Source organism: Streptomyces sp. NPDC029292 (genome assembly GCF_055569295.1).
On sequence record NZ_JBVHXR010000001.1, the window covers coordinates 537,797 to 561,575 of the forward strand.

At 71.0% G+C, this 23,779-nt stretch carries 16 protein-coding genes and 2 tRNA genes; 10 read left to right on the top strand and 8 right to left on the bottom strand.

The window, feature by feature from the left end; genetic code table 11:
• Positions 1–62: 62 nt before the first annotated feature.
• The gene (locus ACZ4WS_RS02485) at positions 63–3,593 is read right to left on the bottom strand and encodes a hypothetical protein (RefSeq protein WP_467976406.1); all 3,531 of its coding nucleotides are present in this window, start codon (positions 3,591–3,593) and stop codon (positions 63–65) included.
• A gap of 108 nt (positions 3,594–3,701) precedes the next feature.
• Here ACZ4WS_RS02485 and ACZ4WS_RS02490 point away from each other — a divergent pair, with 108 nt between their 5' ends.
• The gene (locus ACZ4WS_RS02490; RefSeq protein ID WP_467976407.1) at positions 3,702–4,547 is read left to right on the top strand and encodes a hypothetical protein; all 846 of its coding nucleotides are present in this window, start codon (positions 3,702–3,704) and stop codon (positions 4,545–4,547) included.
• A gap of 47 nt (positions 4,548–4,594) precedes the next feature.
• Here the strand turns inward: ACZ4WS_RS02490 and ACZ4WS_RS02495 are convergent.
• Positions 4,595–4,670, bottom strand: a tRNA-Trp gene (locus ACZ4WS_RS02495).
• Between the two features lie 89 nt (positions 4,671–4,759).
• Between ACZ4WS_RS02495 and ACZ4WS_RS02500 the strand changes: the two genes are divergently transcribed.
• Positions 4,760–6,157: a DUF2201 family putative metallopeptidase gene (locus tag ACZ4WS_RS02500; protein WP_467977144.1), complete on the top strand. Its 1,398-nt coding sequence runs from the start codon at positions 4,760–4,762 to the stop codon at positions 6,155–6,157.
• A 130-nt stretch (positions 6,158–6,287) separates the two neighbouring features.
• Positions 6,288–8,102: an AAA family ATPase gene (locus ACZ4WS_RS02505; protein WP_467976409.1), complete on the top strand. Its 1,815-nt coding sequence runs from the start codon at positions 6,288–6,290 to the stop codon at positions 8,100–8,102.
• A 65-nt stretch (positions 8,103–8,167) separates the two neighbouring features.
• Here the strand turns inward: ACZ4WS_RS02505 and ACZ4WS_RS02510 are convergent, their stop codons facing one another.
• Both ACZ4WS_RS02510 and ACZ4WS_RS02515 read right to left on the bottom strand, forming a co-directional pair.
• Positions 8,168–9,502: an SDR family oxidoreductase gene (locus ACZ4WS_RS02510; protein ID WP_467976410.1), complete on the bottom strand. Its 1,335-nt coding sequence runs from the start codon at positions 9,500–9,502 to the stop codon at positions 8,168–8,170.
• 26 nt (positions 9,503–9,528) lie between these two features.
• A tRNA-Gly gene (locus tag ACZ4WS_RS02515) sits at positions 9,529–9,600 on the bottom strand.
• Between the two features lie 117 nt (positions 9,601–9,717).
• Here ACZ4WS_RS02515 and ACZ4WS_RS02520 point away from each other — a divergent pair.
• The gene (locus ACZ4WS_RS02520; protein WP_467976411.1) at positions 9,718–11,940 is read left to right on the top strand and encodes a prenyltransferase/squalene oxidase repeat-containing protein; all 2,223 of its coding nucleotides are present in this window, start codon (positions 9,718–9,720) and stop codon (positions 11,938–11,940) included.
• Here the strand turns inward: ACZ4WS_RS02520 and ACZ4WS_RS02525 are convergent.
• Positions 11,921–12,166, bottom strand: a complete 246-nt coding sequence (locus ACZ4WS_RS02525) for a WhiB family transcriptional regulator (protein WP_467976413.1) — start codon at positions 12,164–12,166, stop codon at positions 11,921–11,923. The two genes, ACZ4WS_RS02520 and ACZ4WS_RS02525, sit on opposite strands and share 20 nt — an antisense overlap.
• Positions 12,167–12,437: 271 nt before the next feature.
• Between ACZ4WS_RS02525 and ACZ4WS_RS02530 the strand changes: the two genes are divergently transcribed.
• Together ACZ4WS_RS02530 and ACZ4WS_RS02535 are read left to right on the top strand one after the other, a co-directional pair.
• Entirely contained in the window at positions 12,438–13,229 is a 792-nt protein-coding gene (locus tag ACZ4WS_RS02530; protein ID WP_467977146.1) for a VOC family protein, read from the top strand.
• 322 nt (positions 13,230–13,551) lie between these two features.
• Positions 13,552–14,778 carry a glycoside hydrolase family 64 protein gene (locus tag ACZ4WS_RS02535; RefSeq protein ID WP_467976414.1) on the top strand — a complete coding sequence of 409 codons (1,227 nt, stop codon included), beginning with the start codon at positions 13,552–13,554 and terminating at the stop codon, positions 14,776–14,778.
• Positions 14,779–14,812: 34 nt separating this feature from the next.
• Here ACZ4WS_RS02535 and ACZ4WS_RS02540 read toward each other — a convergent pair whose 3' ends face one another.
• The gene (locus tag ACZ4WS_RS02540; protein WP_467976416.1) at positions 14,813–15,652 is read right to left on the bottom strand and encodes a patatin-like phospholipase family protein; all 840 of its coding nucleotides are present in this window, start codon (positions 15,650–15,652) and stop codon (positions 14,813–14,815) included.
• Positions 15,653–15,754: 102 nt separating this feature from the next.
• Here ACZ4WS_RS02540 and ACZ4WS_RS02545 point away from each other — a divergent pair, with 102 nt between their 5' ends.
• The gene (locus ACZ4WS_RS02545; protein WP_467976417.1) at positions 15,755–16,423 is read left to right on the top strand and encodes a TetR/AcrR family transcriptional regulator; all 669 of its coding nucleotides are present in this window, start codon (positions 15,755–15,757) and stop codon (positions 16,421–16,423) included.
• A gap of 15 nt (positions 16,424–16,438) precedes the next feature.
• Here the strand turns inward: ACZ4WS_RS02545 and ACZ4WS_RS02550 are convergent, their stop codons facing one another.
• A complete protein-coding gene (locus ACZ4WS_RS02550; protein ID WP_467976418.1) occupies positions 16,439–17,485 on the bottom strand; it encodes a LacI family DNA-binding transcriptional regulator in 1,047 nt (348 codons plus the stop codon).
• Positions 17,486–17,668: 183 nt separating this feature from the next.
• On the opposite strand from ACZ4WS_RS02550, the gene ACZ4WS_RS02555 reads away from it, so the two are divergent.
• Complete coding sequence (locus ACZ4WS_RS02555) at positions 17,669–17,881, top strand: hypothetical protein (protein WP_467976420.1); 213 nt, start codon at positions 17,669–17,671, stop codon at positions 17,879–17,881.
• Here ACZ4WS_RS02555 and ACZ4WS_RS02560 read toward each other — a convergent pair.
• Complete coding sequence (locus tag ACZ4WS_RS02560; RefSeq protein ID WP_467976421.1) at positions 17,878–18,831, bottom strand: multicopper oxidase domain-containing protein; 954 nt, start codon at positions 18,829–18,831, stop codon at positions 17,878–17,880. The genes ACZ4WS_RS02555 and ACZ4WS_RS02560 overlap by 4 nt on opposite strands.
• Positions 18,832–19,017: 186 nt before the next feature.
• Here ACZ4WS_RS02560 and ACZ4WS_RS02565 point away from each other — a divergent pair, with 186 nt between their 5' ends.
• Both ACZ4WS_RS02565 and ACZ4WS_RS02570 read left to right on the top strand, forming a co-directional pair.
• A complete protein-coding gene (locus tag ACZ4WS_RS02565) occupies positions 19,018–21,537 on the top strand; it encodes a ThuA domain-containing protein (protein WP_467976422.1) in 2,520 nt (839 codons plus the stop codon).
• Complete coding sequence (locus ACZ4WS_RS02570) at positions 21,537–23,744, top strand: OmpL47-type beta-barrel domain-containing protein (RefSeq protein ID WP_467976424.1); 2,208 nt, start codon at positions 21,537–21,539, stop codon at positions 23,742–23,744. The genes ACZ4WS_RS02565 and ACZ4WS_RS02570 overlap by 1 nt, the downstream gene beginning before the upstream one ends.
• Positions 23,745–23,779: the final 35 nt, after the last annotated feature.

The window sequence follows — 23,779 nt, forward strand, 5'->3', positions numbered from 1 at the left end:
GGGCGCCCCTCCGACACGCGCCTCTCAGACAGGCGCCCCGCAGACAGAGACAGGCGCTCGTCTCACTCGTACGCCGTCACCTGGTCCAACGCCGCGTCCCGCACGTCGGCCACCGGGTGGCGGCGCAGTGCTCTCAGCCGCTCCCGCCAGGGCGCGGCCCAGCCCGTACGGGCACCGATCGCCTCGGTGACGGCCACGGCGAGCAGCCCCTCGCCGTGCCCGCCGTGCGCGGTCAGCCGCCGGACCGCTTCGAGCAGGACCTGCGGATCGCCCTCGTGCGCCTGCCGTTCCAGCCGGGCCCCGAGCTCCGCGGCCGTCCGGGCGGCGAGCGCCGGGCGGCCTTCGGTGAGAGTCGCCAGGCGATCCAGCCGCCCCGGCTCCGCGTCCAGGTCCAGGTGGAACGCCGTGATCTCGGCGGCCTGCGGTACGAAGGCGTCGTACCCGGCGAGCAACTCGCCGGCGGCGAGGGCCGCGGGGCGGATGGGTCCCGGCGCCGTCCTGGCCTGCTGGGCGAGGCGGGCGACGAGGTATCCGACACGCTGCCGGGCCGGACGGTCGCGACGCTCCTCGGCGTCGGCGTCGGCGTCGGCGTCGGCGTCGCGGTCGGCGTCGGCGCGGCCGACCGTTTCCGCTGCGGCGACGGTCTCGGTCCGCTCCGGGAAGGCACCCGCCTCGACGGGCCCGGACCCGGTGTCCACGCCCCTTGCACCGGCCTCGTGCCGTGCCTCACCGCCGAACTCGGCGGCAGGATCCCCGCACCGGGCCCCCGCCTCCGCTTCCGCCAGCGTCCGCAGCGCCCGTTGAAGCCCAGCGGCGCCTCGTGGCGATCCCGCCGCCGCGGTCACCAGGCCGTTGGCCGCCGCTCGCCAGCTCGTGCGTTCCGACAGGTCGGTGGTGGCGTCGGCGAGGACCGTCGGGGCGTCCGGGGACCAGGGCGCCCAGCGGGCCAGCGCGTCGAAGGCGAGGGTGGCGGTCTCCGGGTCGTCGGTGGAGCACACGTCGCGGACCAGGCGGGCGTATCGCTCGCGGTGGGGCTCGGGCAGGTCCAGCGGGGATGCGCGCAGGACCGCGGTGCGGAGTACCGGCTCGGCGCCGGCGGCGTCGCGCAGCAGGCCCCAGACCGCTTCCTCGGCGAGCAGGCCGCCCGCGAAGGCCACGCAGGCGGCGCGCACGTCGACGTGGGCGCCCGGCGCCGCGTACGCCTCCGTCAGCAGCGCCGCCGCTCGCGGGACCGGGAGCCGCACGGCGCCGAGCCGGGCGGCCTCCTTGCGGCTGGTCACCTTGGCACGCGGCGCGAGCAGCACCGCGCGCAGCTGCTCGGCAAGGCGTGACGGCGCCGCGTAGCGGGACGCCTGCGTGGCCGCGTACACGGCGACCCGTGCCCGGTCGCCGCCCGCGTGCGCCAGCAGCTCGGGCAGCGCGTCGGCGGGCCGGTCGGTGCGGGCGAGCGCGGCGAGGGCCGCCTCGGCGAGCACCACGTCCGGGGATCCCGCCCAGCGGAGCACCAGACCGGCACCTGTGCCCGGGACGAGCGCGCCGCGGGCCACGGCCGCGGCCCGCCGGTACAGCGGCAACCCGGCGTCCTCGGCCTGCCTCGCCAACTGCCGTGTCACGGCGAGCTGTTGGCGCGGTACCCAGCGTCGTACGTCACGGTCCACGGGTACGGCCCAGGGCGTGCCCTTGGTCAGAAAACGGCCGTACGGCGGGGCCTCGGACAGCAGCGGGTCGAGCAGATCGGTGCGGCGCCGGGTGACGACCTGGCGGACGGGCCACAGCGCACCCGCGGACGGTTCGAGCGCGAGGATCCGCGCCACCCGCTCGTCCCGTGTCGCGGGCGGCTCCAGCCACAGCTCCACCGCGGCGCGCACGGTCACGTCACTGCCGTACCGGATGGCCTGCCACAGCAGTTCCTGCAGCTCGGGCATGCCCGAAGCACGGCGCCCCACGGCGCGGGCGAGCGCGAAGGCGAGGCTGTAGTCGGCCTTCTCGGCGCCCGCCTCGATCCAGGGGCGCAGGGCCTCGTACACCTGGTGCTCCTGGCCGCGGCGCAGCCTCGCGTCGAGCCGGCCGAGGTCGGCGCCGCCGGTGTTGCCGGATATCCGGACCAGGGTGCGCAGTGCCCAGTTCACCAACTCCCGTCGCCCGCCCGCCGCGTGCTCACGCAGGACGGAGAGGGCGAGTCGGCTGAGGTTCTGCCGGGTGGCGGGCGAGGAGTCGCGGGCCTCGACGGCGTCCACCGCGATCCGGTCGAGGTGCGGCTCGGCGTCCTCGGTGAACAGCGCGGGCCGGACCCCGGACAGGGCGCCGAGCGCGGCCGAGCGCACCGGGTCCTGTTCATTGCGCAGCCGTTCCATCTCCTCCAGTACGGAGGTGACGGCCGCGGGATCGCCGGATCGGGCGGCGTTGCGGATGAGCAACGGCCAGGCCTCGGCGCGGTCTTCGGCGGCCGGGCGCCGGGTGGCCTCGACGATCCGTGCGCGCACCTCGGCGACGGGCAGGAAGGATTCGGCGAGCAGCAGGGAGTTCCACAAGGCGCCGCGTTCGCGCGCCGCGGCGGCCATCCGTCGGGCCTCCTCGGCGACACAACTGCGGGGCAGTACGTCGAGGATGACCGCATCGATGGTCACATGGCCCGCTCCCCGGCCTTCCTGAACAGCCCGGTAGAAGGAGTGCCGCCGCGCGGGCGGCAGCGCCTTCACCAGCGGCGCGAGATCACCCCACTCGGACAAGGTCCGTCCGTACTCGGTGAGTTCGGGCGCCCCGGAGCGGGCCAGCCTGCGCAGCACGCCAGGGCTGAGGGCCCGGCTGCGACGCGCGGCGAATCCGGCCTGGGTGAGCAGCAGCCTCAGGAACCGACCGGCGTCGGCCGCGGCGAACTCGCCGAATCGGTCGTGGAGTTGGTGCGGAAGGCTCGTGGGCCCGAAGCGTTCGAGCAGGTCGAGCACGCGCAGCGGTTCCGCTCCGACGGTGGCGGTCACGCCCGGCGCGTACCGGCCCCACCAGGTGCCGCGCAGGGCCTCGGGCAGCGCGGCCAACTCCCCTTCCGCCACGTCGAGAAGGATGCCGGGATGCCGCTTGGCGAGCGTCTTCCAGCCGGTGACGGCGTGGAAAAGCCCGGGAAGCAGCCCGGCGACCGTCTCCGGCGCGCAGCCGGGCAGCAGACGCGCCGCCTCCGCGTCGCCCCAGTCGCGCCGCAGCCCGTCCACCAGCCGGTCGGCGAGCGCGGTGCGCCGTCCCGCGACGATCGCGCGCAGCAACTCTCTGCGGATCGCCTCCGGCGCGTCGTCGAGCGCCGACTCATAGACGGAATCGGGTACTTGGAGGCTGTCGGCGACGCGCAGCGCGTGCCCTCGTACGAAGCTGTCCGGGTCGGCGATGCGGTCCGCGATCCACTCGGCGTCGCGCCCGACGGCAGCCGCGACGACGGCGATCCCCCGTTCGTAGGGACCACGGGCTTCAAGCACTTCCAGCACCGGCCGCAGGGGCGTCATCTCTCCCACTCGCAGGGCGAGTTCGCGCATACGCTGCGGGAACGGAAGCGGATCGAGCGCGTTCAGCAGACTCTCGGCGTACTGCTGGGGGGTGCGGGCCATGCGGGGATTGTGCCTGCTGACAGCCGTTCCGCGTACCGATTTCTCGGTGCGGGCCGACGCGGCGATTTGCCGGTGCGGGCCGCCGGTTCCCTGCGGCATCATGCCGCCATGCATGACAACAGCATGTCAGCAGGGGCGGTCGGCTTCCTGCTGGGCCTGATCGAGACCGACGACGCCGAGCGGGCGCGTCGACGGATCGGGCTGCAACCGCTCCCGGCCGAGGAGTCGTTGGACACGCGGCGCAAGCTGTTCTCCTGGTGGACGCAGACCGCCGTGCCGTCCTCCGTGCTGCTGTGGGTTCTGCAGGAGGACGATCCGGAACTGAACGCCGTCGTGTGGCGGCACAAGTCGACGGACGACGCGATGCGCCGCGCCATCGTGCGCGGTGTCCCCTACGGCCCCGGCCGCACCGGTGCCGTACGGGTGGCGACGCCGCTGGGCCCAGACCAGGAGCCGCCGGTGCCCGAGCACTTCTCCCGGTACGGACTCATCGGCGCGCTGCGGGCCGCCACGTCCATGGAGCTGGCCAAGAAGGCCTCGTCCATGGTCCTGGGACGCCCCGGCTGGCAGTCCGTCGCCCGAGCGGACGAGGAACGTCCGCTGCCTGGCTATATGCGGTGGGCACTGGCCGTGCGCCCCGACTGCCCGCCCGCGCTGCGCGCCCAGTTCGGCTCGCACACGAAGTTCACGCACCGGGTGCGGCAGGCGGGCGTCATCGACGGGCCCGCACCGTACGCGACGGGATGGAGCCCCGCGAGCCGGGTGCTCCAGGTGCTGTCCCTGGGCCGGACCATGTTCCCGGCCCGTGTCCGGGAGGCCGAGGACGCGCTCCGGCCGCTTGTACGGGAGCACTTGGGCGGCCGCGAGGAGGCCTGGGCAGTGCTCGCCCAGCTGCTCGGGACGTACCACGGTACGGTTCCGGAGCTGGTGATCACCGCGGGAGCGATCGCCTGAGAGACTTCTCCCCCAAAGCGGCAGGGAAAAGGCGCAGGGGAAAGGCGGGCGGGGCGGCTGGATTCGAACCAGCGTGTTCTGGTTTTGGAGACCGGTGCGCCTGCCTCTGCGCTACGGCCCCGCCCTGTGGCCGAGCGTAATGCCTTGGGCCGATGTCAGTGGGGCCTGGTACCAAAGAGGCAATGGGGGAGACGCGACACGGGGGGCGGGACATGGGGTACGGAGAGCGGGGGCGGCGGCCCGTGGTCGCGTCGGCGGACCGCAGGGCGCTGGAGCGGTTCCGCCCGGCCGACCCCGAGGTGATCGAGCGGGCGCGGCGGCTCAAGGAGGCAGCGCTGCTGGACTTCGGACTGACGGAGTCGGCGGTGGCCTCCTGGCTGTACGCGAAGTGCCACCACCAGATGGCGACGACAGCGGTGGACACGGCCGCCGTGGTGGCCTCCGGTGACGGCTCCTGCCTGCTGCTCTACAACCCGGACTTTTTCGTACGACTCGGCCTGGACGGCGTGAAGTTCGTCCTGTTCCACGAGGCCCGGCACCTGGTGCAGCGGCATCTGTTCGCCGACCCCGAGCTGCGCGCCGACCCGGTCTTCGAGGTGGCCACCGAGGTGTCCATCAACCATGTCGCGCTGGTGCGCCTCGGCAGGAAGGAACTGCCCCTGCTGGACGGCCGTCCCACCGGCGTCGATCCGCGCAAGGTGCACGAGATGTACCGGCAGGACCTGCTCGCGCAGGGGCTGGAGCCGGTCGCGTACGACGAGTTCACCGACACCGACATGACGGTGTACGGCGAGCTGAAGAGAATGCGCCGACCGCCGGTCCCCGCACGGCCGTTGTGCGTGCATCTGACGTCCGACGTGCCCGCCGACCAGGAGACCGTCGACGAGGTGGCCTCCTCCGCGCTGCTCAACGCGCTGCTCGCGGCCCGTCGCGGGCATGCCGGGGCCGAGCAGGAACTGCTGGACCTGATGGGCCGTACCGAAGACGCCTCGGCGCGGGCCGCGAAGGTCTGGGGGCGGCTGGGCGCCGGCGTGCTGCGCGGCGAGACCGCGCGGACCCGGACGGTCGGCTGGTGGCAGCGCTGGCTGGTGGATGTGCTCGGTTCGAAGCTGCGCGACGGTGAGCGCCTGGTGTACCCGAAGAAGCGGGGTGCGCTGCTCGCCGCGCTCGGCCAGGACCCGATGCTCGCGCGGCGCGGCCCGGTGCGGGACAAGGCGCTCGTCATCGCCTACGACACCTCGGGCTCCATGCCCAGCCGGGTGATCGACTGGCTCACCGAACTCGTCGGTCGGATCGACGGGGTCGAGGCGCACTGGCTGTCCTTCGACGCCGAGGTGATGCCCTTCGAACAGGGCGGCCGGGTCTACGGCGGAGGCGGCACGAGCTTCCAGGCGGTCGCGGACTATGTGGAGGGGCGCACCGAGGTGAACGGCCGCCGCTGCGAGGTGACTCCGGACGCGGTGGTGATGCTCACCGACGGATACGCCCCACCCATCACGCCCGCCGAGCCCGACAAGTGGATCTGGCTGATCACGGAGGGCGGCCACGAGTGGCCCGAAACGCACATACCGGCGATGGACTGCCATCGCGTGACCACGGGATCGCGATAGATGACCGCCCGCAGCACCGCGGGACCACCACCGACGCCCCTCACGTCACCGCGGGACCACCACTGATGCGTCTCACGTCACCGCACGATCGCGCCGGACAACCGCCCACGCCACCCCAGGACCAGGACAGATGACCACCGCGACCGACCCCAGCCGCACCGACCGGCCCCTCCCCGAGCCCTCCCGCCTCGAGTCGTTCATCGACGCGATGATCGACATGGGGCAGACGGGCCAGATCTTCGGCGAGCACGGCATCGGCAAGACGGCGACGTTCTTCTCGCACATGGCGCGCGCCCACCCCGACGCCGCGCTGGTCTATGTGCCCGCCGCGAATCTCACCCCGGACGACCTGCTCGTCAACGCGCCGGTACGGGACCCGCACACCGGCGAACTCGTGCTGCGCCAGCTCGTGATGAGCCAGCTCAAGCCGGGAACGCCGTTCGTGCTGCTCATCGACGACTCGCTCCAGGCGGGCGAGACGATCCAGTCGCAGCTGATGCAGATCGCCTGCAACTGGACGCTGGGCGAACACGATCTGCGCCCCCTGGGCTGCATCGGCGTCTTCCTCACCGACAACGAGTCGCTCTCCGAGACCTCGGCGCGGCGCAGCGACCTCGCCCTCCTGGACCGCATGGTCACGATGCGGATCACGGCGAACGACACCTCGTGGCGTCGGCACCTGGCGGCCAAGTACCGTGCATGGGACCTGAGTCCGGTCTTCTCCCTGTGGGCGTCCCTCTCCCCCACCCTGCGCGAGCTGCTGTCGCCGCGCACGCTGGACCACGTCCTGGCCAACGCCCGGGAGGGGTTCCCGCTGCGCTGGGGCCTGCCGCTGGTGGGCGGCGAGCGGCTGCGGCTCGTCGAGCCCCGCCCGGACGGCAAGCCCGGACAGGACCGCACGGCCGAGATCCTGAACCGGATCGCCGAGTACGTGGGCGTGTCCAATCCGTCGACGCTTCCCGATCCGGTGCGCCAGGTCGTACGGGCCGCCCTGCGCAATCGCTGGACGGTGCTGCTCCAGGGCCCGCCCGGCTGCGGCAAGACGGAGCTCGTACGGGAGACGGTGCGCGAGGGTCTCGGCCGGGAGCCGCTGTACTTCTCGCTGCCGGTGACCAATGTCGAGGACCTGTGCGCGCCGATCCCGTCCGCCGACGGCACACTGGACAACCTGCTCGCGGCGAACTTCACCGGTCCCGAGCCGAAGGTGATCGTCTGGGACGAGTACAACCGGCCCAAGGACAAGGCCGCGTTCGCCAAGCTGATGGAGATCACCCAGGAGTGGTCACTGGCGGGTCGGCGCATCGAGAACCTGCGGGCGCAGATAGCCGTACAGAATCCGCCGTACCACCTGGGCCGCAAGCTCCTGGTCTCGCGGAACAACATCGCGCAGGCGACCCGCTTCACGGCCTCGCTGACGGTGGAGCCCGAGGACATCCCGGCCAATGAGTGGCTGCTCGCGCAGTACGGGGCGGACGCCGAGACCGTCCTCGAGTGGTGGAAGCACGACATCGACGACGACGGCCGCGCCTGGATCACCAAGCGGACCCTGGAGCGGCTCATCAAGCTGCACCGGCGCGGGCTTCCGCTGGAGATGGCGACGGTCTACCTCGGCGACGGCGAGTACGCCCCGGTGCCGCTCACCGCACTCGTCGACCGGCTGAGTGATCGCCCGGTGACCGGCCTGCGCGAGCTCGCCCGCGAGGCGGACGCCTGGGAGGCCCGGCTGCGGCGCGCCGCGGAGCACTCCGACGAGGGCGCCGACGACAGCGACGTGGTCCACCAGATCCTCGCCAACGCCGAGCTGTCCCAGCTCAAGAAGCACCGGGCGGTGGTGGCCCGCCTGGTACCCCTGCTGCCGCCGAAGCTGCGGGCGACGTATCTGGTGGGGGCATCGGAGGACCAGCAGCGGTTCTGGACGGAGATATTCGTGGGGATGCGGCGCTGAGTACGGCCTGCCGGGCGGTCAGCCGTCCTCGGGCGGCGCCGTGCCCGCCGCGAAGCCGGACTCGCTCACCACTCCGCCTCCTGGTAGTCCTTGAGGAACACCCCGGAGACGGGCGCGCCGGCCTCACCCCGCACGATCGGGTCGTACACCCGGGCCGCCCCGTCGACGATGTCCAGCGGCGTACGGAATCCGGCACCCGCCATGCGCTCCTTCTTCGGAGCGGGGTTCTCGTCGGTGATCCAGCCGGTGTCGACGGCGCACATGTGCACGCCCTGCTCGGCCAGTTCGGCGGCGCTGGTGCGGGTGAGCATGTTGAGGGCGGCCTTGGCCATGTTGGTGTGCGGATGGCCCGCCGTCTTGTTGCGGACGGCGAAACGGCCCTCGACGGCCGTCACGTTGACGACATAGCGGCGGGGATGGGGCGAGGCGAGCAGCAGCGGCAGCAGCCGGTCGCAGAGCAGCGCCGGGGCGAGCGCGTTGACCAACTGCGTCTCCAGGACCTCGGCGGGGTCGAGTGCGCCGAGGCGGGCCGACCAGGAGTTGTCCGGAGAAGGGTCGGGGAGCAGCCCGGCCTCGTCGGCCTCGCGCAGCAGCGCGGGCAGCGCCGGGGGGCCGCCCTCCAGTGCCCGCATCGGCGTGAACCCCGGTGCCTGCCGGGCACCTTCGGGAAGCTCGCCGTACTCCCCCGCGGCCAGCAACGCGTAGGACTCCACAGGGCGCCGCACCGTCTGCGCGGCATTGTTCACCAGGATGTCGAGCGGCTCGCCCTCCTGCGTCAGCTGTCGGCACAGTCCCAGGACTTGGCGCGGGTCGCGCAGATCCACGACCAGGACGGTCAGCCGGTCGAGCCACTTCCCGCTCCCCGGTTCGGCGCGGAAGCGGCGCACGGTGTCGTGCGGAAACCGGCTGGTGACCAGGAGTTCGGCGCCGTCGCGCAACATCATCAGCGCCAGCTGGAAGCCGATCTTGACCCTGCCACCGGTGAGCAGCGCGCGGCGGCCGCTCAGGTCGGTACTGAGCGCGCGCCGGGCGGTGTTGTCGGCGGCGCAGTCCGGGCACAGCCGGTGATAGAAGGAGTCGACCTGTCGATAGGGCGTCTTGCAGACATAGCAGCTGCGGGGCTTCGCGAAGACGCCCCTCGCTCCGGGGTGGGCCAGCGGCGCGTCCTCCCGCCGGTCGAGCGCGCCGGTCGCGGTCGCGGCCATCGCGGCCGCGTCGGCGGCGGATACTTCGGAGCCGCGCGCCTTGCGCCTGCGCAGCCGCCCGTCACGCGCGAAGGACGCGGCGACCTGCTCGGCCCGCAGCCGCACCGGGTCGTCCACGGGCAGCGCCCGCAGCTTTCCGACCGTACGGTGGAAGGCCGCCAGTTCGCCCTCCGTGATCCCGCCACCCTCACCCATGTCCCCGCCCCGCGTGTGCACCGCTGTGGCCCCGGCCGGATTCGAACCGGCGTATCCGCCTTGGCAAGGCGGCGAGTCTGCCTCTGCTCTACAGGACCCTGTTTCCCGGCCCCCGAACGGGGCTCAACGCCCGGGTGCGCCACCGGATCTTAATCACACGCCCACCGAACCGCCGTACCGAATTACGGGCACGAAGGACGGGCCCGCCGTGCGGCATGCGCCCCAGCACGGAGGACTGTCTCTCGTTCTTCCTCCACGACCCGGCGACGGGTGCGCTGCGGCTGCCTCAGCTGCCCGACGCGGGAAGCGTCGAACAGCGTATGGAGGCACCGCATCTGCCGGTCGTGCTGACGACCTTCCGTACGCCGGAAGACGTGGAATTCGTGCAGCGCACCTTCGCCACGACGGTCGGCCCGCGTGAACGCGACCTGGTCGTCACCCGGGTGACGGTGGGCAGTCCGACCGGGCAGCCGCGCGAGGGGCTGCTGTGTGCGGCGCTGATGCCGGCCGGGCCGAGCGGCTTCCAGCGGCACGACCGCAACGGCCGCGAGATCACCGACCGAAGGCTCACCTATCTGCGCCATCTGCCGGACGAGCAGCGCGTGGAGACCAACTCGGGCTGGGGGCCGGTCTTCGACACCGCGCCCGACCAGTACGGGGTGTACGGCAATCCGGACTTCTCGTTCGACCCGGACGCGTATGTCTCGCACAGTCCGTTCCACGACCTGGTCATGGGCGGGAAGCTGAACGGCGCGGCGGAGGCGCAGGACCAAGTGGCGGGCCTGTGCAGCGCGGTGTTCGCCTGGCCGTTCCGGGTGGCGGAGGACGAGGTCTTCGAGATCGATGTACGCCTGCCGGTGGACCTGTACAGCGGACCGGCCGACCTGGCGGAGCTGCGGGCGACTCCGGCGGGCGAACTGGAGGCGGCCAACCGGGACTTCTGGACGGCGAAGCTGATGAGGCAGGGGCTGCAACCCCAACTCCCGCGCCCGGTGGGGCATCTGACCGACCTCTTCCGGCAGGCCCGCTCGCAGCTGCTGATCCTCTCCGACCAGGGGGAGATCCACCCGGGCCCCACCGTGTACGACTCGTTCTGGATCCGCGACTCGTCGGTGGAGGCGACCGCGTGCTCGCTGGTCGGTGACTCGGCCCTGGCGGAGCGGCAGTTGGGCACGCACTACCCAATGAAGTTCAACCGGGGCGGCGGACGGATCGGGCCGTGCGCCGAGTACGGCTTCTACGGCGGGCCGCACGAGAAGGACGACCGCGAGTGGGACAGCAACGGCCAGGCGCTGTGGGCGATCGGCCGCTTCGACCGTACGAGCGGGGCCGCCACGTCCTTCGGGGCGAAGCTGTACGTGCCCTACGTACGCGACGCCGCGCGCTGGATCCGCGACAACCGTGACGGATACGGTCTGCTGCACCAGGGCTGGAGCGCCGAACACCTCGGCGAACGCGACAAGCGCCATTTCTGGGACGACTTCTGGGCGCTGGCCGGGCTGTACGAGGCGGCCCGCCTCGCCGAGCGGATCGGGGCACCCGAGATCCCCGAGCTCTGGGGCGCCTTCGACGACTTGAAGCAGGCCACCGTCGACGCCGTCCGCTGGGTGCTGGGCGAGCAGCGCTCGCGCGGCGCGTGGGAGACGTACATCCCGACCGGCCCCGACGACGTCGGGCGGCTCGACTCGACGCTGATCGGCGCGGCGGCGTACTTCCATCCGCTGCGGCTGCACATGGGCAGCAAGCTCGGCGAGGACGTGGACCGCGCGGCACGCTTCACGCTCGACACGATGTACGCGCACTTCGTGACCGGCGGCTACCGGCACGAGGCGGCGTGGAACGCGTACGGGCCTTATCTGACCATGCAGTTGGCGCACGCCTATCTCCTCGCCGGTGATCCGGAGCGGATGGACGCGCTGCTCGGCTGGGTGGTCGGCGCGGGCTTCCCGGTGACGGCGGGGCGGCCCGCCGCGCTGGGCGCGTGGAACGAACAGCACGCGTTCCCCATCGCCTCGGACTTCGCCGAAGTCCCGTACCGGCACTGGTACATGGGTGACATGCCGCACGGCTGGGCGGCCGCCGAGTATCTGCTGCTGATCCGCGACATCCTCTTCTTCGAGGCCGACGAGGACCGCGATCCGCATGTGTACATCGCGCCGGGCGTGCGTCCGCATTGGGTGCCGGAAGGCGAAAGGGTCGCGGTGGACGCGGCGCCCACGCTCTTCGGGGAACCGTTCGGGTACCGGCTCACGCACGATCCGGTCGGGCGCATGGTGACGGTGGACATCACACAGGCGCCCGAGCGGGTGCGGTTCGTCTATCCGTGCCGGTTCGGCGCGGTGCGGTCGGCGTCCGCCGATGGGCGGCAGCTGGCGGTGACGGGGAACGACGTGCAGGTACCGGCCGGGACGTGGCAGTTCACCGTGTCGTACGCGTGAGGCTCAGTCTCTCCTTCTCGGAGAGACCGCCCCAGACCCCGAAGCGCTCGTCGTTGTTCAGGGCGTACTCGAGGCAGGCGGAGCGCATCTCGCACATGCCGCAGATGCGCTTCGCCTCCCGCACCGAGCTGCCCGGCTCGGGAAAGAAGAAGTCAGCCCCTGTCTGCGCGCACAGCGCCTGCTCCTGCCAGCTGATGTCGGCCGGAGTGATCGTTTCGATGTGCATGGGCGAGATCGTGCCCTGCGGCGAAAAACGTTCGATCAACGCGCGATCAACGCCACGTTCCGAGACCTCGGGCGGCCACTGATGATGACCCCGGCACACACGGAAGCGCACGGCGGCGCGCGGGAAAGTTGACGACAAGGAGGACTCTCCTGGTCACCCCGGGTAACCGCGACGGTCGCTCAGGCCGACGGCAGCGCTCCGGCAGCGATTGTCAGTGGGCGGTGCAAGACTCGGCAGTGCAGACAACGGGACCCCTCAAAGGAGGGCAATGATGCTCACCACCCGCTTTGTCACCGGCGCCCCGAACTGGCTGGATGTCGGCACATCCGACATCGACGGCGCCATCTCCTTCTACGGAGGCCTCTTCGGCTGGCAGTTCCAGTCGGCGGGGCCCGACGCCGGCGGCTACGGCTTCTTCCAGCTCGACGGAAAGACCGTCGCAGGCGGCATGCAGACCACTGCGGAGCAGGGCCCGCCCTCCTGGACCGTGTACTTCCAGAGCGCTGACGCGGAGGCCACGGCCAAGGCGGTCGAGCAGGCCAGGGGCACCGTGCTCATGCAGCCCATGGACGTGATGGGCGAGGGCCACATGGCGATCCTCGGCGACGAGGCGGGCGTGCCCTTCGGCATCTGGCAGCCGGGCCGCACCAAGGGCCTGGACGTGGCCGGGGACCCGGGCTCACTGTGCTGGGTCGAGCTCTACACCCCGGACATCGCGGCGGCCGCGGCGTTCTACAACTCCGTGTTCGGCTGGGAGACCTCGGCCGTGCCGTTCCCCGGCGGCACCTACACCTGCATCAACCCCGCAGGGGCCGAGCAGCAGGACATGTTCGGCGGAGTCGTCCCGCTGGCCGACGACCCGACCGAGGCCGAGTCCGGCGCGTACTGGCTGCCGTACTTCGAGGTCACCGACACGGACGCCGTGGTCGGCAAGGCCCAGGAGCTGGGCGGCAAGGTCCGTATGCCCGCGACGGACCTGGAGGGCGTGGGCCGTATGGCGAAGCTCGCCGACCCGTACGGGGCACGCTTCGCGGTGATCAAGAGCGCGCCGCAGCAGAGCTGAGACGCGGCGGGCCGAGGCCCCGATCGGTAGGGCCCCGGGCGCGCGGGGCCCTACCGATCCATCGCCCACTGCCGATCCGGCACCCCATACCGGCCCGTCACCCGCTACCGGTCCCTCACCCACCACCGGCCCATCACCCACTACCGATCCATCGCCAGCTCTCGCCCATCGCCAACTCTTGAACGCAACAACATTTCGAGAGCGCTCTCAGTCATAACCCTTGACGCTTCAACTCCCCCTGGGAACAGTGGTGCACCGCAGGAGCCGACCCCCCACAGGCAACGGCTTCCTCCTGCGTCCCCCACACCCCAGGAGTCCTTCTGTGATATCCCGCCGAACGTTCCTGACCGGAGCCGCCGCCGCGGCCACCGCCGCGACCTATCCCGTCTGGGGAAGCGCCCTCAGCCCCGGCGCCAAGGCGGCACCGGCGACCTGTCAACTCGCCCTGCAAAATGCCTCGTTGCCCGGAACAGTCCGCGCCTACGTCACCGGGCACGAGCAGTCGACCGGCAACTGGGTCCTGCTGCGCCCCGACGGCACCGTCTACCGCCCCGACTCCCCCTCGGCCCCGGGGACCCCGCTGCCCGTCGACTGCGCCATCCCGCTCGGCCCGGCCGGCTCCGCGGCCACCGTGTTGACGCTCCCTCAGATGTACGGCGCCCGGGTCTACTTCGTGCGCGACGACACCCTGGACTTCCTCCTCAACCCCGGCCCGTCACTGGTCGAGCCCGCGTTCGCCACGGCCGCCGACCCGAACTACGGCAAGACGTGGTCGTTCTGCGAGTTCACCTTCAACTCCGACCAGCTGTACGCCAATATCAGCTACGTCGACCTGGTGACGGCCCTGCCGATCGGGCTGACCCTGGAGGGCGACGCCACCCACACCGTCGCTCCGCTGCCCGACGGCGCCGTGGACAAGATCGCCTCGGACCTCACGGCGCAGGCCGCCAAGGACGGTCAGCCGTGGGACAAGCTGGTGATCCGCGGCGACGGGGGCGAGGTGCTCCGCGTGATCTCCCCGCAGAACCTGATGGCCCCGTACTTCGACCGGCCCGACCAGATGCCGTTCCGCACCGTCTGGGACAGCTACATCGACCAGGTGTGGGAGAAGTACCGGGGCACCGATCTGCGAATCGACCTCCAGGGCGGCCGGGGCGTGTTCACCGGCCGGGTGAGCGGCGACACCCTCACCTTCACCGGCGGCCACACCTTCGCCAAGCCGGCCTCGAAGGACGTCTTCACCTGCAACCACGGCCCGTTCGCCAACAACCCGGGCGACCCCGACGACAAGAAGGGTCTCCTCGCCCGCCTCGCCGCCGGCTTCAACCGCTCGATCATGCTCACCCACCCCGACCAGCCCAATGGCACGACCACAGCCGACTACTACCAGGGCGACACCACCAACCACTGGGCACGCGTCGTGCACGCCAACTCCCCCATCGGGTACGCCTTCCCGTACGACGACGTACGCCCCGACGACCAGCCGGACGTGTCCGGCGCGGCGCACGACGGCAACCCACGACGGTTCACGGTGACCGTCGGCTCGTAAAGCCTCGCATCCGCTCGTACGGTCCGTACGGGCGTCAGCCGTGCCACACCTGGGCAACGGACTCCGCGAGTGCGGTGGCCTGGGCGTGGCCGGCGCGGGCGGCGGCCGGACGGCGGGTGTCGTCCAGCATGTTGCGGCCCATCGCGCGGCGGGCGGCGCCATCCGGGGCGAGGAGGCTGACGCGGGCCCCGGCCGCCGCCAGTTCGGCGGCCTGCCGCGGGGCACTCGGGTGCGGGCCGACGGCCTTGGGGATCGGTGAGATCGCCACGATGCGACGGTGCCCGCGGGCGAGGTGGATGTTGGTGGTCGAGCGGCTGCCGCCGTCCATCCAGCGGCGGCCGCCGGCGGTGACGGGCGGCCAGACCACGGGCACCGCACAGCTCGCCGCGACCGCTTCGAGGAGGGTCAGGCCCGAGGTCGCGTCGAACGCCTCGAGGCTCCCGGTCCGGGCGTCGACCGCCGTGATCCGCACCTCCCGTTCGGGCCACTGCCGTACGTCGCCCAGCAGGGTGCCGACCGCGTCGAAGACCTCCGACTCGGGGCCGGTACGGGCCGCGAGCGCGGCTCGGCCAAGGCGTTCGACGGAGCGCCGCGGGTTCCGGGAGCCCAATGCCGCCCACAGGAAGCGGGCCGTCTGCCCCAGGGTGACGGCGACGTCGAGGGCGTCGGCTCGGGCGAGCTGGCGCTCGTACAGCTCGGCCGCGGTGACCCCGGAGGCAAGTCGGGAGCCGAGGATCGCCCCGGCCGAGGTGCCGATGACGACGTCGGCGCGGGCCACATCGATTCCGGCCTCGGCGAGTCCGGCGAGCACCCCGGCCATCCACGCTCCGCCGACCGCCGCGCCGCCGCCCAGCACCAGTGCCGTGTCCGCCATCGTCCGCCCTCCCCGTTCAAATGGGGAGTACTCCCCGTTTCGGGCTCCGACGATAGCATCGGTACTGGGGAGTGGTCCCCGGTACTACGGAAGGGTGAGGTCGTGACGATCGGCGAGGGCGGCCCGGATCCGGTACGGCGGCGGCGCGACGCCCGGCGCAACCGCGAGCGGCTCGCCGCGGCGGCCCGTGAGGTGTTCGCCGAGCAGGGTCTTGACGCGCCGCTCGATGTGATCGCCCGCCGCGCCGGGGTGGGAAACGCCACGCTGTACCGGCACTTCCCGACCCGTGCCGCACTCGTCGACGAAGTCTTCCGGGACGCACTGGCGGAGACCATGGCGGCCGGGGAGCGGGCTCGGACCGCGGAGGACGCCTGGACGGGCCTGGTGGGCTACATGGAGGCGGTCTTCGCGGGGCTGGTCGCCGACCGCGGCGCGATCGACCTGATGACCACGCGCCTGGAGGGCGTCGCCTCACTGGAGGCCGTCCACGCCCACAACAGGGAGACGGTGGACGTGCTGCTGCGCCGTGGCCGCGAACAGGGCGCCGTGCGCGGCGATCTCACCACCGAGGACCTCCTCTTCGCGCTGGCCGCGCTCTGCCGCGCCGTCCCCGCGCTCACGGCCACGGCGCCGGACGCCTGGCGCCGTGCGCTCGCGCTCCTCCTGGACGGCCTGCGCGCCTCGCCCGCCGCCGCGCGGCTGCCCGAGCCCTCTCTCACCCCGGCCCAACTCGGCGACGTGCTGGGGAACTTGGGCCCGCACCGAGGCTGAGGGGAGCCCTGTGACCTAGGCGGAGACCCGTCGCACGAGCGTCGTCGGCAGCACCACACTGGAAGGTGCGCCTCCCAGGTCGTCCTCGCCGGCCCCTCGGTCGAGGCGACGCAGCAGCAGTCGGGCCATCAAACGGCCCATCTCCTCTATGTCCTGACGGACCGTCGTGAGGGGCGGGTCGGTCTGCTCGGCGACCGGCAGCATGTCGTCGAAGCCGATCACGGCGACGTCGTCGGGCACCCGCCGCCCCTGTTCGCGCAGCACGCGCAGGGCTCCCGCGGCCGTCAGGTCGTTCGCGGCGAACACCGCGTCGACGTCGGGGCAGCGCGCCAGGAGTTCCCGCATCGCGCGCTCGCCGCCCGCGGGCGTGAAGTCGCCCTCGGCGATGAGCCCCGGGTCGACGTCGACCATCACGTCCCGGAACCCGTCGAGCCGGTCGACGGCGGAGGTCTGGTCCCGGGCGCCCGTGATGTGGGCGATCCGCGTACGGCCGAGTCCGACGAGGTGACGTACCGCCTCGCGGGCCCCGCCCCGATTGTCGCAGTCGACGTACACCGTGGGTACGGAGTTGCGGGCGCCGTCGCCCCAGCCGGGCCGGCCGCCGAACACGGTCGGCACGCCCGCACCGTGGATCAGGCCGGGCAGCGGGTCGTCGAGGTGCAGCGAGAAGACGAGCGCGCCGTCCACGTGACCGCCGGCGAGATAGCGGCCGACCCGGACGTGGTCGTCGCGGCCCTCCGTGAGCAGCAGTACGAGCTGCGAGTCGTGAGCCGTCAACTCCTTGCTGATGCCGCGGAGTTGGAGCGCGAAGAACGGGTCGGCGAAGACCCTGGTCTCCGGTTCGGCGATCACCACGGCCACCGCGTCATGGCGCCGGGTGACGAGGCTGCGCGCGGCCTGGTTCGGCACGTATCCGAGCTCTTCGACGGCCCGCCTCACCCGCTCGACGAGGGGTTCCCGCACCCCGTCCCCGCCGTTCACGACGCGCGACACGGTGGCCCGGGAGACCCCGGCCCGCGCGGCCACGGCCTCCAACGTGGGGCGCGACGCTGTCTCGGTCACCTCTGGGCTCCTCATCGGCGGTTGCGGATCAGGATAACCGCGCGGTCGCTCGGGCCGTGAGAGCGCTCCCGACGCACCGAAATCCGCTTGCGCCGCGGCGTGGGGGCGAGCCGAAGACCGCCCATGACCATGAGAAAGACACATGACTCCTGACCGCCTCACGGCGTACGCCGCTGGAGCAGCATGGGAACGCCACTGTGGGAGTACGACCCCGCACCCGGAGCCGACTCGATCCTGGACTGCCAAGCCCTCAACGTGGAGCGAGGGGCCGCCCGGGTGTACCCGTACACGGAGTTCCCGCTCCTGGAAGTGCGGGACGGCCGAGCGAAGCAGGTGCGCACGACACCGGTCGAGGGCGGTTCCGGTGTCGCCCTGCACGGCGACCGTGCCCGCTAGTGCTCGTGCGGCTCATACCCCGGAATCGTCCCGTCCGCCTTCTTCACCAGGAACAACCCCACCATGCCCATGTCGGAGTGGCTCTGGACGTGGCAGTGGTACATCCACGCCCCGGCCCCGACGCCCTCCCCCGCGATCACCTGGAAGCCGAAGGAGTCCGCGGGTCCGACGATCTTGTTGTCGATGACCTGGCTCGGGTCGTCGGGGCCGGTCAGCAGGCCCGTGCGGTTGTCGGCCCAGCGGTGACCGTGCAGGTGGAACGTGTGGTAGTACTCGCCGTGCGTGATCATCGCGATCTCGACGCGATCGCCCACCGTGGCCTCGAAGTCGGGGCCGGAGTGGGCGGCCCTGTTGTTGATCGTCATGTCGTTGAAGACGATGGTGAAGGTCCGGTCGGGGAGGATGTCGCCCTTGCGGCGGACGATCACCGGGCCGTAGAGGCCCTTGCGGATGCCGCCGGTTCCGTGCTCGGTACCGACCACATGGTCGTGGTAGTGCCAGTACCCCGCACTGCCCGCGCGCCACGTGCCGTCCTTGCGGCGGCCGGGCGCGTGGGTGCGCCAGGTGTACGTGCGGGTGCCGCCCGGCTCGACGTCGCCCTTGTTCAACTTCGTGCCGTCGCTGGAGATTTCGTAGTCGAGCCCGTGGACATGCAGACTCGCCGCCACATCCATCGTGTTCTCGAACTCGATGTGCAGGGTGTCGCCCTCGTTGAGCTCGATCAGCGGCCCGGGAATCGACGCCTTGCCCTGCTCGAAGCCATAGCCCATCTGCCCGTCGGCGAGCTTCTCCGCGTACAGCTTGATGTGCCGGACCTCGCCGCCGGCCGGGGCGGTCCGTACCGGGGTGTCGGCGCTCACCGCCTGAGAGGCCGACGACAACGATGTCGCACCGGTCGCGACGGCCGCACCACCCAGCAGCATCCGCCGATTGAAGCCACGTCTGTCCATGCCGAACTCCCCACCCTGGTACGGAATTTACGGAGATGAACCGGTGAGACGGTAGCGGCACGACTCCCGTTTATCCACACCCAGGACAAAGTTTGTTCCATCGCGGTCATACCTATTGGCGAGCCGCGAAAAGTGGTCTAGCTTCCGTGGCGCTGTTGCTGTGACCGACGAGGAGTGGATGACCACATGCGGCTCACATCGCATCAAAATCCGTCATTCCTACGAGGGTTGAGCGCGAGAAGACGCAGAAGCAGGCGCCGCGCCTGGGCGGCCGCCCTGGCCGCCGGAGCCGTCACCGCCGGGGCGCTCGCGGCGCCGTCCGCGAGCGCGCGCCCGGCTCCGGACCCTGCTCTGACAACGATGTCCGTCAAGTCGCCGCCGGGCGGCGCGAATGTAAGGGTGCTGATCTTCTACGGCTCCGCGGCGGCCGGGGACGAGTCGCCGGTCGTGAACGCCGGGATCGAGGCGATCGAGAAGATCGGTCTGTCGGGTCCGGCCGCCCAGCGCTTCAAGGTCGAGGCGACGGACGACGCCTCGGTCTTCACGAATGAGACCAGGCTCGGCCGCTTCAACGCCGTCGTCTTCCTGACGGGTGGCGGAGACGTCCTCGATCCGGAGCAAGAGGCCGGGCTCGAGGCGTACATGGAGGCGGGCGGCGGTTTCGTCGGCGTTCATGACGCGGCCCGCGCCGAACCGTACTCAGACTGGTTCACCGGGCTGATCGGTGCCCGTCCGGCTCCGTCGAGCCCAACCGCTGCACAGCGAGCCACCGTTGAGGTGGGAGACCGACAGCACCCCGCCACCAAGGATCTGCCGACCCAGTGGAAGCGCCCCGACCAGTGGCTCAACTGGGTGAAGAACCCGTCGGGCGAGGTGCACACCGTGGCAAGGGTGCGCGAGTCGACATATCAGCCGGGCGCGAGCAAGAACGGCTGGGACCACCCGGTGAGTTGGTGCCGCGACTACGACGGCGGCCGCTCCTTCTACACCGGCATGGGCGGCACGGCCTCCTCCTACGACGAGACCGACTTCCGTACGCATCTGCGCGGCGCCCTGCTCTGGACGACCCGGCTCGTACAGGCCGACTGCAAGGCCACGATCAACGCCAACTACCAGGCGAAGCGCCTGACTCAGCCCAACCAGCCGGGCCAGAACGACCAGATCGGTGAGCCGCACGGCCTGGTGACCGCGCCCGACGGACGAGTGCTCTACATCGGTCGCGGCGGCGCGGACTCCTCCCAGCCCGTGGTCACCGACTGGAACAACCCGGACGTCGGCAAGGGCAAGGGTGAGATCCACGTCTACGACCCGAAGACGGGCACGGTCACCCTGGCCGGCGCGCTCACCGTGTTCGGCAACAAGGGCGGCGGCGACGAGCTGATCAAGGTCGAGGAGGGGCTGCTCGGCATCGAGATCGACCCGCACTTCGAGCAGAACGGCTGGGTGTATCTGCACTACACACCCCACTCGCAGATCAACCGCGACACCCAGATGGCCGAGCGCCGCGTCTCCCGCTTCACCCTCGATCCCGCCACGAACAAGCTGGACCTGAGCAGCGAGAGGGTGCTGCTCAAGTGGCCGGTGCAGATCCACAGTTGCTGCCACGCGGGCGGCGGGATGGCCTGGGACTCCAAGGGCAACCTCTACATCGCGACCGGTGACAACAACTCCAGCCGCTTCAGCGACGGTTACTCGGGCAACAACCCCGAACCCAACTACAAGGGCGTGTCGTTCGCGGACGCGCGCCGCACCGCGGGCAACACCAACAACCTCAACGGCAAGATCCTGCGCATCCACCCGGAGCCCGACGGCACATACACGCTGCCGGAAGGCAACCTGTTCACCGGCGAGGAGACCGCCGAGGGCGGCGGCAAGACGCGCGGCGAGATCTATGTGATGGGCGTCAGGAACCCCGCCAGGATCTCCGTCGACAAGAAGACCGACACCCTGTACGCCGGATGGGTCGGCCCGGACGCGAGCGCGCCGTCGACGACCTGGGGCCCGGCCAAGTACGACACCTTCGCCGTCATCACCAAGGCAGGCAACCGGGGTTGGCCGTACTGCATGGGCAACAAGCAGCCCTACCGGGACCGCAATCTGCCCGACCCGAGCAAGCCGCTCGGCTGGTACGACTGCGACCACCCGAAGAACGAGTCGCCGAACAACGACGGTCTCGTCAACCTCCCGCCCATCACCGGCAACAACATCTGGTACTCGCCCCAGGGCGGCGCCCCGGACTATCCGCGCGACGCGAACGGCATCCCGTCGTACAAGCAGGAGGAGGCCACGTACCTGCTGCCGTGGCTGAAGGGCGGCGGCCAAGCGGCGATGAACGGGCCGGTCTACCGGTACGACGCGTCGATCACCAACACCACGAAATGGCCCGCGTATTGGGACGGCAAGTGGTTCGTCGGTGACTTCTACGACTCCGACCAGCCGCGCAACGCCGTACTCACCGACCCGAAGACGGCCGGAGACGGCGGACTGCCGATCCACTCGGAGTCCCTGAAGAAGATCGTGCCGATCGGCAACGACGGCATCAAGAACCTCATGGACTGGAAGTTCGGACCGGACGGCGCGCTGTACGTCCTCGACTACGGCCGAGGCTTCTTCACCTCGGACTCCAAGTCGGCTCTGTGGAGGGTCACTTACACGGGCGGTGGGCCGACACCGGCCGCCGATCAGCTGGCCAGGAAGGCGGAGTGATGTTCGAACGGCGAAGAACGGCACGCCTGGGGACGGCCGTGCTGGCGTCCTTGCTGATGATGCTCGGACTGACGTCGACGTCCGCGTTCGGAAGGACCGAATCCCCGCTGAAAGCGGCTGCTCAGGTACTCACCTGGACCGCCGGGGACGACATCACCAAGTACGCGTCCGTGCCGCAGACAGCGGTCGCGGGGCCGACCACGATCGTCTTCGAGAACAGCGCGGCCACCGGCAACACCACAGGAATGCCGCACACGTTGACGTTCGACGTCTCCGACCCGGAGTACAACAACGACGTCCCGCTCAACATCCTGGCCAACCCGAACGACGACCAGGGCGGCAAGCACTCGGTCGACGTCACCCTCACTCCCGGCCGCTACCGCTTCTACTGCACGATGCCGGGCCATGAGCAGATGCAGGGCACCCTCGTGGTGACGGAGGGCGGCGGCTCGGACACGACGGCACCCGAGACATCGGCATCGGTGAGCGGTGCGCGGAACTCGCAGGGCGCGTACGTCGGTTCGGCGACCGTCACGGTCAGCGCGACGGACGCGGGCTCGGGCGTCGACCGGATCGAGTACGCCATCGGGGACGCGGGCGCCTGGCAGCCGTACACCACGCCCGTCGTGATCGACCAGGTAGGCGATCACACACTCCGCTATCGGGCGATCGACAAGGCGGGCAACACGGCCGCCGAGAAGAACGTCGCGTTCACCGTGGTCGCGCCGCCGACGGACGACACGGCTCCACCGGAGACCTCGGCGACGGTGAGCGGTGAGCGCACCGCCGACGGGGCCTACATCGACATGGCGACGGTCACCGTCTCCGCCTCCGACACCGGTTCCGGCGTCAACACCATCGAGTACGCGGTCGACTCCGGCGCCTGGCAGCCGTACACGGCGCCCGTGATGGTGCACGCGCTCGGCGCGCACCAGGTGCGCTATCGCGCGACCGACAAGGCGGGCAACACGGCCGCCGAGAAGAATGTCGCCTTCACCGTGGTCGCGCCGCCCGCTTCCGACACGACACCGCCGGTCACCGGGGTGACCGTCGAGGGGACGAAGAACTCCGACGGCGCGTATGTGAACAGCGCCAAGGTGACCGTGAGCGCGACGGACGAGGGCGGTTCGGGGGTCGCCGCGATCGAGTACTCGCTGGATGCCGGGCCCTATCTGGCGTACACCACACCGGTGTTGGTCGACCGTGTCGGCGCGCACAGCGTGGCGTACCGGGCGAGCGACAAGGCGGGCAACACCTCCGAGCCGCGGACGGTGAGTTTCACGGTCGCGTCGGGTGGCGGGGTGCCCGCGCCCGACTGCCCCGAGTTCGACGAACGGTTGACGGTGATCGTCGGCACGGTCGACTCGGGTGTGCCCAACCGGGTGACCAACAACCGGTGCAGGGTCAACGAGTTGATCGAGGACGAGAAGGAGTGGACCTCCCAGGCGCTGTTCCTCAAGCACGTGAAGACCGTCCTGGACGAGCTCCTCGAGGAAGGCGTCATCGACCAGCGCGAGTACAACAAGATCAACCGGGCGGCCCGGCAGTCCGGCATCGGCAAGCCGGGCCAGACCGACGGCTACCGGAAGATCTTCGACGGCTCGCAGGGTTCCTTCGCCAAGTGGGAGCACGTGGGCGGTGGTTCGTTCGGGCTGAACACGGACGGATCGATCACGTCCGGCACGTCGCAGGGCGGGCTCGGCATGCTGTGGTTCCCGGAGCGCAAGTACGGCGACTTCTCGCTGAAGCTCCAGTGGTGTGACGACGCTCCCGGCACCGGGAACGCCAACTCCGGTGTGTTCGTACGGTTCCCGTGGGTCCACGACCACCCCGAGGAGTCGCGCCCCGAGTGGGTCGCCATCAAGTACGGACACGAGGTGCAGGTGCTCGACCGGCCCGACGGCGACATGTACAAGACGGGCTCGATCTACGGTTTCGACCGGGTGGGCCTCGCCGGTGCGGGCGTCACCCAGAAGGGCACCTGGAACGACTACGAGATCCGTGTGGTCGACCAGCACTACTCGGTGTACCGCAACGGCGTGCTGATCAACGAGTTCGACAACATCGGCGGCCAGGACTTCTACCCGCCGCGCTCGGACGACCCGGGCACGGACGGGCGGCGGTTCGCCTCCGGCTACGTCGGGCTTCAGGTGCACGGCACGACGGATGTGATCTCCTACCGGGACATCCGGATCAAGGAGCTGTAGGGGTCGGGTAGGCGCCGGTCCTGCGGGACCCGTTG

Coding starts and splice junctions, on each gene's coding strand:
- ACZ4WS_RS02500 (WP_467977144.1), top strand. CDS start 4,760: ATGGGGTACGGAGAGCGGGGGCGGCGGCCCGTGGTCGCGTCGGCGGAC.
- ACZ4WS_RS02490 (WP_467976407.1), top strand. CDS start 3,702: ATGCATGACAACAGCATGTCAGCAGGGGCGGTCGGCTTCCTGCTGGGC.
- ACZ4WS_RS02505 (WP_467976409.1), top strand. CDS start 6,288: ATGACCACCGCGACCGACCCCAGCCGCACCGACCGGCCCCTCCCCGAG.
- ACZ4WS_RS02510 (WP_467976410.1), bottom strand. CDS start 9,502: ATGGGTGAGGGTGGCGGGATCACGGAGGGCGAACTGGCGGCCTTCCAC.
- ACZ4WS_RS02555 (WP_467976420.1), top strand. CDS start 17,669: ATGGGAACGCCACTGTGGGAGTACGACCCCGCACCCGGAGCCGACTCG.
- ACZ4WS_RS02525 (WP_467976413.1), bottom strand. CDS start 12,166: ATGCACATCGAAACGATCACTCCGGCCGACATCAGCTGGCAGGAGCAG.
- ACZ4WS_RS02570 (WP_467976424.1), top strand. CDS start 21,537: ATGTTCGAACGGCGAAGAACGGCACGCCTGGGGACGGCCGTGCTGGCG.
- ACZ4WS_RS02540 (WP_467976416.1), bottom strand. CDS start 15,652: ATGGCGGACACGGCACTGGTGCTGGGCGGCGGCGCGGCGGTCGGCGGA.
- ACZ4WS_RS02530 (WP_467977146.1), top strand. CDS start 12,438: ATGCTCACCACCCGCTTTGTCACCGGCGCCCCGAACTGGCTGGATGTC.
- ACZ4WS_RS02485 (WP_467976406.1), bottom strand. CDS start 3,593: ATGGCCCGCACCCCCCAGCAGTACGCCGAGAGTCTGCTGAACGCGCTC.
- ACZ4WS_RS02560 (WP_467976421.1), bottom strand. CDS start 18,831: ATGGACAGACGTGGCTTCAATCGGCGGATGCTGCTGGGTGGTGCGGCC.
- ACZ4WS_RS02565 (WP_467976422.1), top strand. CDS start 19,018: ATGCGGCTCACATCGCATCAAAATCCGTCATTCCTACGAGGGTTGAGC.
- ACZ4WS_RS02520 (WP_467976411.1), top strand. CDS start 9,718: ATGCGCCCCAGCACGGAGGACTGTCTCTCGTTCTTCCTCCACGACCCG.